Genomic DNA, 13,313 nt, shown 5'->3' on the forward strand with positions numbered 1-13,313 from the left:
GCATCATCAGTCGGGGCCGCGCCGCGGCCGAACCCCGTGACCGGAAGCCTCTCGGTTCGCTCGGAGAGGCTCCTGTTCCCGACGAGACACCGACCTCCTCAAGAGGTGTGGAGTTGTCCACAGAGGTGGATTTCTCCACAGAACGTCAGGGCTCACTGGTTCACGACCCCGAAGGCATGGGAGGCTCTGTTCATAGCGAGCCTGAAGTCGAGGAGAGTGAATCCTTGCGGTCCGACGCCAACATCGCGGGACCGATGACCGATCCGGTCCCCGGTCCCCGTACCGAGTCGACGGGAGCGGATGTTTCACGTGAAACACCGCCTCCGATGGACGACACTCCCATCGGTCGTGCTGCCCAACTGGCGGTGGAGGCTCTGGGGCGAGCCGGTGAGGGCCTGCCACGGCCCGAGCAGACCCGCGTCATCGTGGTCGCCAACCAGAAGGGCGGTGTCGGTAAGACGACGACCACCGTCAACCTTGCCGCGTCGCTCGCTCTGCACGGCAGCCGTGTCCTGGTGATCGACCTCGACCCCCAGGGCAATGCGTCCACAGCCCTGGGCATCGACCACCATGCCGAGGTCCCCTCCATCTATGACGTTCTGGTGGAGAGCAAGCCGCTCGCGGAGGTCGTCCAGCCGGTCCCCGATGTCGAGGGACTCTTCTGCGCACCCGCCACGATCGATCTCGCAGGTGCGGAGATCGAGCTGGTGTCGCTGGTGGCGCGAGAGAGCCGGCTACAGCGGGCGATCCAGGCGTACGAGCAGCCGCTGGACTACATCCTCATCGACTGCCCGCCCTCGCTCGGCCTGCTGACGGTCAACGCGATGGTGGCCGGCCAGGAGGTCTTGATCCCTATCCAGTGCGAGTACTACGCGCTGGAGGGGCTGGGGCAGCTGCTGCGCAACGTCGACCTGGTGCGGGGACACCTCAACCCCACTCTGCACGTATCGACGATCCTGCTCACCATGTACGACGGCCGGACGCGCCTCGCGTCACAGGTCGCGGACGAGGTGCGCACCCACTTCGGCGACGAGGTACTGCGGACGAGCATTCCCCGCTCCGTCCGTATCTCGGAGGCGCCGAGCTACGGGCAGACGGTGCTGACTTACGATCCTGGATCAAGCGGTGCCCTCTCCTACTTCGAGGCGGCACGAGAGATTGCGCTGAGGGGTGTCGGTGTCAGCTATGACGCATCGCAGGCCCACCTCGGCGTACGGCAGAACGATCCGAGCATGGTGGAGGGCGTCCAGTGAGCGAGCGACGGAGGGGGCTGGGTCGTGGTCTTGGCGCATTGATTCCCGCTGCCCCGACAGAGAAGGCGGTGACGCCGTCCGCGGTGGGCGGCAGCGTCTCCCCGTCTTCTGCGACGGTGCCGGTACTGCCGAACGAGCGAGGGGTGGCCGCCGCGAAGGTGGCCACGCTGTCGGATGTTTCACGTGAAACAGATGAGGCATCGGTTCATGGCGCTGCGACCGTACCCGCGCCACCCATGGGCGCGCACTTCGCCGAGATCCCCCTCGGCGCCATCACGCCGAATCCCCGGCAGCCGCGCGATATCTTCGACGAGGACGCGCTGTCCGAGCTCATCACCTCCATCAAGGAGGTCGGTCTCCTCCAGCCGGTTGTCGTACGGCAGGTGGGGCCCGCGCGCTATGAGCTCATCATGGGTGAGCGCCGGTGGCGTGCCTGCCGTGAGGCGGGACTCGAGGCGATTCCGGCGATCGTACGGGCCACGGAGGACGAGAAGCTCCTCCTGGACGCACTCTTGGAGAACCTGCACCGTGCCCAGTTGAACCCGCTGGAAGAGGCCGCCGCCTACGACCAGTTGCTGAAGGACTTCAACTGCACGCACGACCAGCTGGCGGACCGCATCGGCCGGTCCCGGCCACAGGTGTCCAACACTTTGCGCCTGCTGAAGCTCTCCCCGACCGTTCAGCGCAAGGTTGCCGCCGGTGTGCTGTCCGCCGGACACGCACGCGCGCTGCTGTCCGTCGAGGACGCGGAGGAGCAGGACCGACTGGCCCACCGGATCGTGGCCGAGGGGCTGTCGGTGCGGGCGGTCGAGGAGATCGTGACCCTGATGGGTTCACATCCCCAGAAGGATCGGCGGTCCAAGGGGCCGCGCGCCGGGGCTCTTGTCTCGCCGGCACTGACGGATCTGGCGACGCGTCTCTCGGATCGCTTCGAGACACGGGTGAAGGTCGACCTGGGGCAGAAGAAGGGCAAGATCACCGTCGAGTTCGCCTCCATGGAGGACCTCGAGCGTATCCTCGGCACCCTTGCTCCGGGTGAGGGACCCGTTCTGCAGAAGAGTCTGGTAGACGATGACTCCGTGGAGACCGGGTCCTGATCCCTCGACGGGTTCGGCCGAGCGGCCGACCGGGTGACCGGGTGACCGGGTGACCGGGTGACCGGGTGACCAGGGGCGGACCGTGTCCGGTGTGTACCGGACACGGTCCGCCCTTTGCTTTTTGGCGGTATCGATGGAATCGCTTCATGGATACGATGCGTTCGGACAGGGCGCATCCACCCGGCAGTACCTCTGAGAGCAAGGCAAGGGCCATGCGAATGACGAGCCGCACCGGACTGGTGAGCGCGGGGCTGGGAGTGGGGGCCGTCAGCGGCTTCATCGGCAGCCTGCTCAGGGAACGGAGCGCTCTGACAGCCGCCCGCGAGGCAGCGGGCGAAGGAAGCGAGGAACAGCCTTCATGGGCCGTCGGCTCGTACCGCTCACGCTGGACAACCTTCCGGACCTCCCCCAGCGCTGCCGCTCGTGCGTCTTCTGGGAACTCGACCCCGTCAGTGGCGAGGCAGCGGTAAAGGCGGGAACCTCCGCGGTCGAGAAGGAGTCGTGGATCTCGGCCGTCCTCCTGGACTGGGGGTCCTGCGGAAGAGTCGTCTACGTCGATGACGTCCCCGTGGGCTTCGTCCTCTACGCTCCCCCCGCCTATGTGCCACGCTCCACGGCGTTTCCCACCAGCCCCGTGTCGCCCGACGCGGTGCAGCTGATGACCGCGTTCATCATGCCGGGGTACCAGGGGCAAGGGCTGGGCCGGGTGATGGTGCAGACGGTGGCCAAGGACCTGCTGCGCCGGGGCTTCAAGGCGATCGAGGCGTTCGGCGACGCCGGTTGGAAGGAGCCGGCCTGCCTCCTGCCCGCCGACCACTTGCTGGCCGTGGGCTTCAAGACGGTCCGGCAGCACCCCACCCACCCCCGGCTGAGGCTGGAACTGAGGACGACGCTCTCCTGGAAGGAAGACGTCGAGATGGCGTTGGACCGGCTGCTCGGGGCCGTGCAGAAGGAGCCGGCGCTGCGTCCCCTCTGACGCTCCTCATACGAATGGGCCGACCCAGGTGGGCCAGCCCATTCGTGTTTCACGTGAAACATGTGCCGCCGGTGAGGCGGTCGGTCATCACTTGGCGACAGTGATGAACTCCTCGAGGTCGCGGACGATCGCGGCCTTCGGCTTGGCGCCGACGATGGTCTTGGCGACCTCGCCACCCTGGTAGACGTTCAGGGTCGGGATGGACATGACGCCGTACTTGGCGGCCGTGGCCGGGTTCTCGTCGATGTTCAGCTTGACGATCTCGATCTCGTTGCCGTACTCGGCGGCGATGGCTTCGAGGGACGGGGCGATCTGGCGGCACGGACCGCACCAGGCGGCCCAGAAGTCCACCAGGACGGGCTTGTCGCTCTTGAGGACGTCCTGCTCGAAGGAGTCGTCGGTCACATGCTTCAGGGTGCCGGCCACAGCGGGCTCCTTAACTGGTTGGTGCGTGGGGCGGGTGGGGGTCAGACAGCGGTCTTCTCGGGTTCGGCCTTCTCCTCGTCCGCGAGAGCGGCGAGGAAGCGCTCGGCGTCGAGGGCGGCGGAACAGCCCGTGCCGGCCGCGGTGATCGCCTGGCGGTAGGTGTGGTCGACCACGTCGCCGGCGCCGAAGACACCGGTGAGGTTCGTGCGCGTCGAGGGCGCCTCGACCTTCAGGTAGCCCTCCTCGTCCAGCTCCAGCTGGCCCTTGAAGAGCTCGGTGCGCGGGTCGTGCCCGATCGCGATGAACAGACCGGTCACCGCCAGGTCCGAGAGCTCGCCGGTCTTGACGTTGCGCAGCTTCAGGCCCGAGAGCTTCTGGTCGCCCTGGACCTCGGCGACCTCGCTGTCCCAGACGAACGAGATCTTCGGGTCGGCGAAGGCACGCTCCTGCATCGCCTTGGAGGCGCGCAGGGTGTCACGGCGGTGGACGATCGTCACGGACTTGGCGAAGCGGGAGAGGAAGGTGGCCTCCTCCATCGCGGTGTCGCCACCGCCGATCACGGCGATGTCGTGGTCCTTGAAGAAGAAGCCGTCACAGGTGGCGCACCACGAGACACCGCGGCCGGAGAGGGCGTCCTCGTTCGGGAGACCGAGCTTGCGGTGCTGCGAACCGGTGGTGACGATGACGGCCTTCGCCTTGTGGACCGTGCCGGCGGTGTCCGTGACGGTCTTGATCTCACCGGTCAGGTCGACGGCGACCACGTCGTCCGGGACGAGCTCGGCACCGAAGCGCTCCGCCTGGGCCCGCATGTTGTCCATGAGCTCGGGGCCCATGATGCCGTCCTGGAAGCCGGGGAAGTTCTCGACCTCGGTGGTGTTCATCAGCGCGCCGCCGGCGGTGACGGCGCCCTCGAACACCAGGGGCTTCAGCGACGCACGGGCGGTGTAGAGCGCCGCCGTGTAGCCGGCGGGCCCCGAGCCGATGATGATCACGTTACGAACGTCGCTCACGGCTTGTTTCCTCGTCTCTGGTCTGCGTCGGTCGACCGGGGAAGCTTCTTTCGGAACTCTCACCCCGTCCAACGGATCCTAAGGGGCGCGCATTCCCGCCGTGTCCGGGCACACGGACATGGCCCGCTGCCGACAGGGAGAAGCGCACACCGTACGGGATACCACGTAGGAGGGAGACGAAGCGTCGGTCGTCAGGAGCGCGTGTAGGAGTGCTTCAGCAGAACCTTCGCCGTGGTGGCCGCGGACGGGTTGTCCACACAGGTCGCCTCGACGATGTACGCGGTCACACGGGTGTCGTCCGAGGGGTCGGGAAGCACGACGAGCAGAGCGTCCTTCCCTTTGTAGGTGCCCGTCTCGGTGGCGAGTGCGGCGTCGTTGCGGCCGATGCCGTCGCTGACGCACTTGGGCACTGCGGGCTCCTTGAGGACCCTGGGATTGACGGCGTCGGACTCCGACTGCGAACCGAGTGTGTGGACGGTGCCGGGGCCCTTCACCTTCCCCTGGCCCTGTTGGCTCTGTGCGAGGAGATCGGTGACCTGCTTCTCCAGTTTCCCTTCGGAGAAGGTGTCCGAAGCGGTCGTCCGGGTTCCCTCGTCCTGGCCGGTGCCGTCGTTCAGGGAGGACAGCACCACCGACCCGAGCCCCAGAGCGGCGACCGTGAACACGGTCCCCAGGACGGCGACCCGGCGGCGCCCACCGCGCAGACGGCTCTTGCGTCCCGGTCCGGTCGTGGTGGACCGGGGACGCCCGGCCGGCCGGTCCTGGGACGCCGGTGTTTCACGTGAAACATGCCCAGGATCGTCGTCGGAGGACGCGGGAGACGCATCGGTGGGCTCCCCGGCGGCCTCTGGCTTCGGCTCCGGAGCCGTGGCGTGCAGCAGGGCCTCTGCGGCCAGTGCGGCGTCGATGCGGCCTGCCACCTCGGCGGGCATGCGGGGCGGACCCGGCGCCGTACCGAGCAGGTCCCGGATCTCCTCGAGAGAGGCGTGGACGTCCGCGCAGAGTGCGCACTCGTCCAGATGCCGACGCACGTCGGCGCTCCGGGCGGCCGGGAGGAGCCCCTCGGTCAGGTCGGAGATCTCCGCGACGTCCGGGTGCTCCGCCATGTCTGTCGTCGACGTCACGCTCGCCCACCTCCGCCCTTCACCGCAGCCGGGTCGTTCGATCCTGGGTCCGACGGATCCGCTTGCCGCAGGCCCGCTGCGGGTGGGACGGACGTTCCCCGCGTCCGGTTCCGTCCCTCACTCTGTTTCCCGCTCTCCCCGGGGCCGTCCGGCCGTAGATGGGAGAGCAGGGGCAGGAGTCTGGCCCTGCCCCGTGCACAGCGGCTCTTCACCGTACCGGTGGGCACATCGAGGATGCGGGCGGCTTCGGCGACCGGATAGCCCTGCATGTCCACGAGGACGAGCGCGGCCCGCTGATCGGGCGGAAGGGTGCCCATGGCTTCGATGAGCTGGCGGTGCAGATCGTTGCGCTCCGCGGGCGCGGAGGCGGACTCGTGGGGTTCGAGCAACTGCTCCAGGCGCTCCGTGTCGTCGACCGGAGCGGTCTTGCGGGAGGCCGCCTTGCGGGCGCGGTCCAGGCAGGCGTTCACCGTGATCCGGTGCAGCCATGTCGTGACGGCCGACTGGCCGCGGAAGGTGTGGGCGGCCCGGTAGGCGGAGACGAGGGCGTCCTGGACGGCGTCAGCGGCTTCCTCGCGGTCGCCGAGCGTCCGCAGCGCCACGGCCCAGAGTCGGTCACGGTGACGCCGCACGAGTTCACCGAAGGCGTCGGGGTCGCCCTCCACATGACGGGCGAGGAGGTTCTGATCGCTCACTCCGTCATATGCGGCGCTTTCTGCCATCGGACCCCCTCCCTCGACGCAGACGGCCTCAGCTGGTCACCTTGACGTCCGTGACCCTGCCGCGCCATTTGCCGTCGTCCGTCTGCACGGGCAGCTCGGTCAGCCAGATCAACAGATACCGGGATTTCAACGTCTCGCTGGGCTTGAGGGCGACACTGGTACCACCTCCTTCGGCGACCTTGGTGTAGTCGTCGAAGGAGGTCGGTTGCGCCCCGGCGTCGCTGGAGGCGGCACGGAGTTCGACGGACGTGTTACCCACAAAGGAAACGGTGACTTTACCGACCTGCTGGCTCTTGCCGAGGTCGAGGATGACACCCACGCCCGACTTCAACCGGCCGAAGTCGGAACTCTCGTAGTAGCTCGTCTGCCAGTACGTGTCCGAAGCACCGTCGTAGACCTTGTCTATGTCGTCCGGGTACTCGGACCCGTCGGAGCCGAACGGATCGAAGTCCTTTGCCCCCGTGATGGCAATGGGCTTGCCGCTCACCGGCTTCTGCGGGTTCTTGTCGCCGCTGTCCGTCGTCTGGGTCTGGTTGGTGTCGTCGGACTGCTTGTCCTGCTCCAGGAGCGCGTCCGCGAGCTGCCAGCTGCCCAGGCCGAGCGCGGCGATCAGCAGGGCCGAGACGGCCCACTTCAGCGCCTTGCCCGTGCGGCTCTGCAGCGGAGGAGGCGGCGTCGGCACCGGCTGGGTGACACCGGGGTGCGGCGCCGGACGGCCGTAGGTGCCCTGCTGGTACGTCGTGCGCTGGTACTCCGGAGGCGTGGTGAACGCGGGCTCCGGCGGGCGGATGCGGGGCATCTCGCCGATCGCCTTCACCAGTTCCTCGGGCGTGGTGCACGCCGATTCGTGGCGCGAGGCGGTGGCGCCGTCGTTGGCGAGCGCCCGCATGGCCAGCTCGGACAGCCCGCGGTGGACACCGGCGCGCACCTGGTCGGGCGGGATCAGCCCGATGTCCTTCGGCAGTCCGGACATGCCGTAGGCGTCGTTCTCGTACGGCCAGCGCTGGGTGAGCGCCGCGTAGAGCAGGGCGCCGATCGACTCGGTGTCGGTGCGCTGCGGGGTGTCGGAGCCGACGCCGCGCAGCGCGGCGTTGACCGCGAGGCCGCGGATGCGCCACTGGCCGGTCGAGGTGCGCAGGACGGCGTTGGGGTTCAGCCGCAGATGGGCGAGGCCCTCACGGTGGGCCGCGGCCATGGCGGCGGAAATCTGACTGACCATCTGGTAGGCGTCGTACACCTCCAGCGGGCCGGCCGCCAGGAGCGTCGTCAGTTCCGTCGCGTCGGGGAGCCACTCGTGGACGACGTAGACGACGTCGTTCTCCTCGACGGCGTCCAGGACCTGGACGAAGCGCGGGTCACCCAGCAGGGCGGCGGAACGGGCCGCGGCCAGGACGGACCGGGCGCGCGCGTGATCCGCGGGCAGGATGTGCACGCCGACGGCGCGGCGGAGCTTCTCGTCCACGGCACGCCAACTGCTGAACCCGTCCAGACGGGTGACGCACTCCTCGAGGCGGTAGCGCCTGGCGAGCTTGTGACCGCTGTGCAGTTCGGGTGGCGAGGTCATCGCGGAACCGTCGGTCCCGGCGCCCTCCTGTGCCTCGTCGTTGTCCGTGTCCCGCTCCCGGTTCTGGGCCACCCCGTCGGCCGTGGACTGGTCCGCCTGTGCGGTCAGCGACTGCTCGCCGCTGTTGTCTGCCACGTCGACGGCAGCTGTGCTCCGTTCGGCCACCGTCGTTCCCTGCCTCCCCATCCCATGCGCGTCGGCCGGCGTCCGTCGCGCGCCGTTCGACGCCGAGACCAATTGTGCCCACAGTCCGCCGCTATGCACGACACACAGTGGCCGACGATGGTTGTGCGCCTACCCCCTGGCTCAGCGTCCAAGGCGTCCGCGCACCATACCGACCAGCGAGTTGACTTCCTCGATCCGCATCCGGCGGGCGGCCACGAAGAAGACTCCGAACAGTACGGCCCCGCCGGCCAGCAGCGCCGCGAGCGAGCCCAGGACGCCCTGGCCGAGCGTCTGCACGACCCCGTAGCAGGCCGCGCCGCTGAGCAGCGCGGCGGGAACGGAGGCGATGCACAGCCGGGCGTAGGTCCGCAGCACCCGGGCGCCGTCCAGGTCCCCGCCCAGCCGCTTGCGCAGCCGGCGCCAGGCGACGCCGACACCGATCACGTAGGCCAGGCCGTAGGAGGCGGCCATGCCGACCACGGCCCAGCGGGCCGGGAGCACGATGTAGCAGATGCCCGAGGCGATCGCGTTGCCCGCGGCCACGATGACCGTGTTGTAGAAGGGGGTTCGGGTGTCCTCGTACGCGTAGAAGGCCCGCAGGACGACGTACTGCACCGAATAGGGGATCAGGCCGAGGCCGAAGGCCATCAGCATGTAGCCCATGTTGGTGGCCGCTTCGGTACCCGAGGAACCGAACATCAGCGTGCACATCGGGATGCCGAGCGAGACGAAGCCGAAGGCGATCGGCACGATCGCGACGGCCGTGGTGCGCAGGCCCTGGGAGATGTCGTCCCGGATGGCACCGCCGTCGTCCTCGGCCGCCGAGCGAGAGATACGGGGCAGCAGGGCGGCCATCAGGGAGACGGTGATGATGGCCTGGGGCAGGCCCCAGATCAGCTGGGCGTTGGAGTAGGCGCTGAAGCCCGTTCCCGCGATGTCCGTGTCCTTCACCGACGCGGTCGCCAGCTGGGTGACGACCAGCGCGCCCGCCTGGTTGGCGAGGACGAACAGGATGGTCCACTTGGCGAGCATCGCCGCCTTGCCGAGGCCGTGGCCCTTCCAGTCGAAGCGCAGGCGGATACGGAACCCGGTCTCGCGCAGGTACGGGATCATCGCCAGGGCCTGGACGACGAGGCCGAGGAGAACGCCGACACCCAGCAGTCGCATACCCTCCGGCGGGATGTTCGTGACCTCCATCTTCGAGTCTGCGGCGGTGCCGTAGACCCAGATGAAGGTGCCGAGGGTGACGATGATGACGATGTTGTTCAGGACCGGGGTCCACATCATCGCGCCGAACCGGCCGCGCACGTTGAGGATCTGACCCATCACCACGTGAACGCCCATGAAGAAGATCGAGGGCAGGAAGTAACGGGTGAAGGTGACGGCGACGTCGTTGGCCGCGGGGTCGGTGGCGACCGGGACAGACAGCGCGCGCACCAGGAGTGGGGCGGCCAGCCACGCGAGGGCGGTGAGCGCGGCCAGGGCCACCATCACCAGCGTCAGCAGGCGGTTGGCGTAGGCCTCGCCGCCGTCCTCGTCCTCCTTCATGGCTCGCACGAGTTGCGGCACGAAGACGGAGTTGAGGCCGCCGCCGACGGTCAGGATGTAGATCATCGTCGGCAGCTGGTAGGCGATCTGGAACGACTCGCCCAGCAGGGCGAGGCCGAGCGCCGAGACGATCATCGCGGACCGGATGAACCCCGTGAGGCGGGACACCATCGTGCCCGCCGCCATCACGGCGCTCGACTTCAGCAGTCCCCCGGCCCGGCCGCCCTTCTTCGGGGCGGGAGCCGGTTCAGGTGCGGGAGCCTCGGCGACGGGGGGCGGCGTGGCGCCCGCGTAGTGGCCGGGCGTCGACGACGCCGGTCCCGGCACCGGCGCGTAGGGCTGCCCGCTGTTCACCGGTGGGTGGCCCGGGTGTCCGCCGCCGTATTGCTGGGGGTACCCGCCACCCTGTTGCTGGTCGGGGAAGGCGCCGCTCTGCTGCTGGTCGCGGAAGAGATGGGCGAAGGCGTCCGGCTCCTGGCGCTGGTCGCCGGTCTGGCCGACCAGATCGTCCACGCCCACGAACTGCGTGGTGCGCGGGTCGTCGCCGTACGGCAGGTACTGCGTCGGTCCGTCCGGTTCCGGCGCGGGGGGCCGGGCCCACACCCGCGGGTCGGGAGCGTACGGAGACTGGGGCGGCTGCCCGTACAGCGGCTGCTGAGGGGGGTAGGCGCCGGGAGGGGGCGGCGGGTGTGCGGCGCGGTCATAGAGCGCCTCGGCGACCGGGTCCTGGGCGGTGAGGTCCTGTGCCCGGTAGGGATCCTGGTCGTAGGCGTCCTGGAGGTACGGGTCGGCGGGCGGCTGCGGCACCTGGTCGTGCCCGGGCGGCGGACCCTGCGGGGGGTCCGACTCGGGATAGCCCGAGTTGCCCGCGGCATGGCCGCGGTCACCGTCGTACGGCGCGTTCATGGTTACCCCACCTCATCGTCCCGGGCCCACCGGCCACGACATCCTCAACGGTCCACTCTCTCACCCGTGCCGGACGGGTCGGCGTTCTCCGGTGCGGTGTCCGGTACCGGGTCACTCGGCTGCTCCGGGCCGTCCGTCCCGGAGTCCTGAGTGAGACGCTCTCCGGCGGTTTCCGGGTTCTGCGGGTCGTCGGCGTCCTCGTCCGCCTCGTGGTCCCGCTCCCGGGCCTCGCGGGCCGCGGCCCGCTTGCGCTGGGTGTACATCCGGAAGCCGGCGAGGACGAGCAGCAGCACGCCACCGCCGATGACCAGCATCACCGTGGCGGTGATCTCGGTGACCTTCACGTCGAACGTGACGGGCTCGCCGTACTTCTGGCCGTCCTGCGTGTACAGCTGGGCGACCACCGTCGCCCGTCCGTTGGCGTTGGCGGACGTGGTGAACTTCACCGACTGGCTGTGGCCGCCGGAGACCGCGACGCGCTGCTCCGCGTAGGCGCCCCCGTCGATCTCGAGACGGGTCGGATTGGTCGAGGTGAGGCGCAGCACCAGGTGCTCGACGCCCTGTACCAGGTTGTTCTGCACCGTCACGGGGATGGTGGCACTGCGGCCGGAGAGTTTCGTCTCCGACTTGTCGATCAGTCTGACCTGGCCGAGGAGCGTGTCGAGGTAGGCCTCGACACCGCTCCGGTAGATCGCGGCCTCCGACTGCCGGCCCCGCCAGGACACGGACATCTCCCGGTTCAAGGCGCGCCCGAACGGGGTCACCACCCGGGACTGGTCGGAGAGGATCACCTTGAACTTGTCGAGCTTGGCCTGGGTCCTGGCGATCTGCTCGAACGTCGTCCGTGGCAGCTCGTGCTTGCGCAAGGAAGAGGGATACGCGGAGGCCGGGGGGACCTTGGTGGTGGCGGCGGGGTCCGGCTGGGCCTTGGCGGCAGCCATGAGGCCCTGGGACTCGGACCAGGTGCCGTCCTGGAGGATCGTGAGCGCCTCGGCCATCGTCTGGGCCTGGCTTGCGGACGGCGTGCGCTGCGGCGCGACGACGACGTTGCGCCGCTTCCCCGTCTGCAGGCCGAGGGTCAGGCTCTGGGCCAGGAACCGCTGCACCGCGAGCGTGGAGGTGGAGGCCTTGGTCATGTCGCCCCGGAACGCCGTGGACAGCCGCGCGTCCGCGACGACGGCCGTGGTGCCGCCGCCGATGGGCCGGGGCGCGGAGGGCGTGTACGACAGGCCGTCGGTCTCCTCGAAGGTGTCGCTGCGGGCGATCACCTTGTCGGCTCCGGCGGATGTGGCGACCTTGATGATGGAGGGGTCGACGGCGCCGTCGACGGGCCAGGCGAAGTCCGTGCTGGGCTTGACGTGGAGGATCGCTTCAACGGTGCTGGAGGCGACGTCGGTGGCTTCCTTGAGGTGGCTCAGCGAGCCACTGACGGAGGTGCCGTTGTGGGCGAGGGAGGCCAGGTCGGGGTCGCCGAACGGCAACGCGACGACCTCCTTGTCCGCCACGGCCTCCTGCACCTGGGTGAGCCAGTGCTTGGCGACCTCCTGGTGGGTGCCGACGACGGTGTCGTCACCCTCGCCGGGGACCTCGTAACGGTCGGTCATCGCCTCGACGGACGCCAGCAGGTCCGGATCGATCACCCAGGTCACGTCGAGGTCCTTGCCCAGTGCCACCATCCGGTCCAGCCGGCCGCCCGGGGAGATCTCCTTGGCCAGGTCGTCGTCATGGAAGACCGGCGTCTGCTGCTCGTCCGAACGCGTCTCCGCCGTCATGTGGGCGGTGGAGACCAACGGCCACATGAACGTCGTCTTCGTTTTCGTGCCGGCGTCGTCGGGCTGCCACGGCAGGAATGTCCGCTGGACGCCGAGGATCTGCTCCCACTGCTGCGCGGAGGTCTGTCCGGAGAGCGTCACGGCCAGCTGGTAGACGCCGTCCTGTCCGAGATCCAGCTTGTTCACCGGTACCGAGAGGGTGAAGGGCTGGGAGATACCCGGAGTGAGCTTGGCGAACTCCTCGGAGTACTTGTCGTCGACCTCCGGGCCGAGGGCGCTCTGCACGTCGGTGCTGTTCTTGGCGAGGCTGTCGATACCCGAGCGGGTGTTCAGCAGCGGTCCCACACGCAGCCCCACATGGGCGTCGGTGACGGTCTGCTTGCCCTTGTTGGTCACCGTTCCGGACACGGTGACGGTGTCGTCCTCGGTGGGGGCGGAGGGGGTGAGGGTGTCGACCGAGACGGATACCGAGCCCGCACCGGAGACGGCCTGCGCCGCGTCCGCACCCGCGGCGTCCGCGGAGGGCAGCTGGACGAGCCCCGTCAGCAGGGGCACTCCGGTGAGCAGGGCTCCGGTGCGCCGCAGCCAGCGGCGGGCAGGTGAGGGACTCGTCCCCTGGAAGTCTGCCGCCTCGGCCACGCGCTCGCCCGTCCCTCGTCTTCGTCAGTGTTCGTCGGAATGTGCGTCCAGGCATGGTAACGATGCGCGCTGGGAGGAAGTGCCGCGGACCGGTCCACAAGATCGTGGGGC

Annotated in this window: 10 protein-coding genes; 3 read left to right on the forward strand and 7 right to left on the reverse strand. The window is 69.1% G+C overall.

Annotation, left to right across the window (positions count from 1 at the left end):
* The first annotated feature begins 176 nt into the window (after positions 1-176).
* From ACIA6T_RS11125 to ACIA6T_RS11135, 3 genes are all read left to right on the forward strand, one after another.
* Positions 177-1,253, forward strand: a complete 1,077-nt coding sequence (locus ACIA6T_RS11125; RefSeq protein ID WP_073933498.1) for a ParA family protein — start codon at positions 177-179, stop codon at positions 1,251-1,253.
* A complete protein-coding gene (locus tag ACIA6T_RS11130; protein ID WP_399446260.1) occupies positions 1,250-2,350 on the forward strand; it encodes a ParB/RepB/Spo0J family partition protein in 1,101 nt (366 codons plus the stop codon). The genes ACIA6T_RS11125 and ACIA6T_RS11130 overlap by 4 nt, the downstream gene beginning before the upstream one ends.
* Before the next feature lie 358 nt (positions 2,351-2,708).
* A complete protein-coding gene (locus ACIA6T_RS11135; protein WP_399446261.1) occupies positions 2,709-3,326 on the forward strand; it encodes a GNAT family N-acetyltransferase in 618 nt (205 codons plus the stop codon).
* 87 nt (positions 3,327-3,413) lie between these two features.
* Here the strand turns inward: ACIA6T_RS11135 and trxA are convergent, their stop codons facing one another.
* The 7 genes from trxA to ACIA6T_RS11170 form a co-directional block, all read right to left on the reverse strand.
* Positions 3,414-3,752, reverse strand: a complete 339-nt coding sequence (trxA, locus tag ACIA6T_RS11140) for a thioredoxin (protein ID WP_399446262.1) — start codon at positions 3,750-3,752, stop codon at positions 3,414-3,416.
* A gap of 41 nt (positions 3,753-3,793) precedes the next feature.
* Positions 3,794-4,762: a thioredoxin-disulfide reductase gene (gene trxB / locus ACIA6T_RS11145; RefSeq protein WP_217130727.1), complete on the reverse strand. Its 969-nt coding sequence runs from the start codon at positions 4,760-4,762 to the stop codon at positions 3,794-3,796.
* Between the two features lie 191 nt (positions 4,763-4,953).
* Entirely contained in the window at positions 4,954-5,886 is a 933-nt protein-coding gene (locus tag ACIA6T_RS11150) for an anti-sigma factor family protein (protein WP_399446263.1), read from the reverse strand.
* Positions 5,883-6,608, reverse strand: a complete 726-nt coding sequence (sigM, locus tag ACIA6T_RS11155) for an RNA polymerase sigma factor SigM (RefSeq protein ID WP_399446264.1) — start codon at positions 6,606-6,608, stop codon at positions 5,883-5,885. Before sigM ends, ACIA6T_RS11150 begins: the two co-directional genes overlap by 4 nt.
* Before the next feature lie 28 nt (positions 6,609-6,636).
* Positions 6,637-8,337 carry a protein kinase family protein gene (locus ACIA6T_RS11160; RefSeq protein ID WP_399446265.1) on the reverse strand — a complete coding sequence of 567 codons (1,701 nt, stop codon included), beginning with the start codon at positions 8,335-8,337 and terminating at the stop codon, positions 6,637-6,639.
* A 141-nt stretch (positions 8,338-8,478) separates the two neighbouring features.
* Positions 8,479-10,791: a murein biosynthesis integral membrane protein MurJ gene (gene murJ, locus ACIA6T_RS11165; RefSeq protein WP_399446266.1), complete on the reverse strand. Its 2,313-nt coding sequence runs from the start codon at positions 10,789-10,791 to the stop codon at positions 8,479-8,481.
* Between the two features lie 44 nt (positions 10,792-10,835).
* Complete coding sequence (locus ACIA6T_RS11170) at positions 10,836-13,202, reverse strand: DUF6049 family protein (RefSeq protein ID WP_399446267.1); 2,367 nt, start codon at positions 13,200-13,202, stop codon at positions 10,836-10,838.
* Positions 13,203-13,313: the final 111 nt, after the last annotated feature.

Source organism: Streptomyces sp. NPDC051740, assembly GCF_044453165.1.
Classification (GTDB): domain Bacteria; phylum Actinomycetota; class Actinomycetes; order Streptomycetales; family Streptomycetaceae; genus Streptomyces; species Streptomyces atrovirens.

Excerpts from the sequence above, each read along its gene's own strand:
- ACIA6T_RS11125 (WP_073933498.1), top strand. The coding sequence starts at position 177 with ATGGGAGGCTCTGTTCATAGCGAGCCTGAAGTCGAGGAGAGTGAATCC.
- ACIA6T_RS11135 (WP_399446261.1), top strand. The coding sequence starts at position 2,709 with ATGGGCCGTCGGCTCGTACCGCTCACGCTGGACAACCTTCCGGACCTC.
- sigM (WP_399446264.1), bottom strand. The coding sequence starts at position 6,608 with ATGGCAGAAAGCGCCGCATATGACGGAGTGAGCGATCAGAACCTCCTC.
- murJ (WP_399446266.1), bottom strand. The coding sequence starts at position 10,791 with ATGAACGCGCCGTACGACGGTGACCGCGGCCATGCCGCGGGCAACTCG.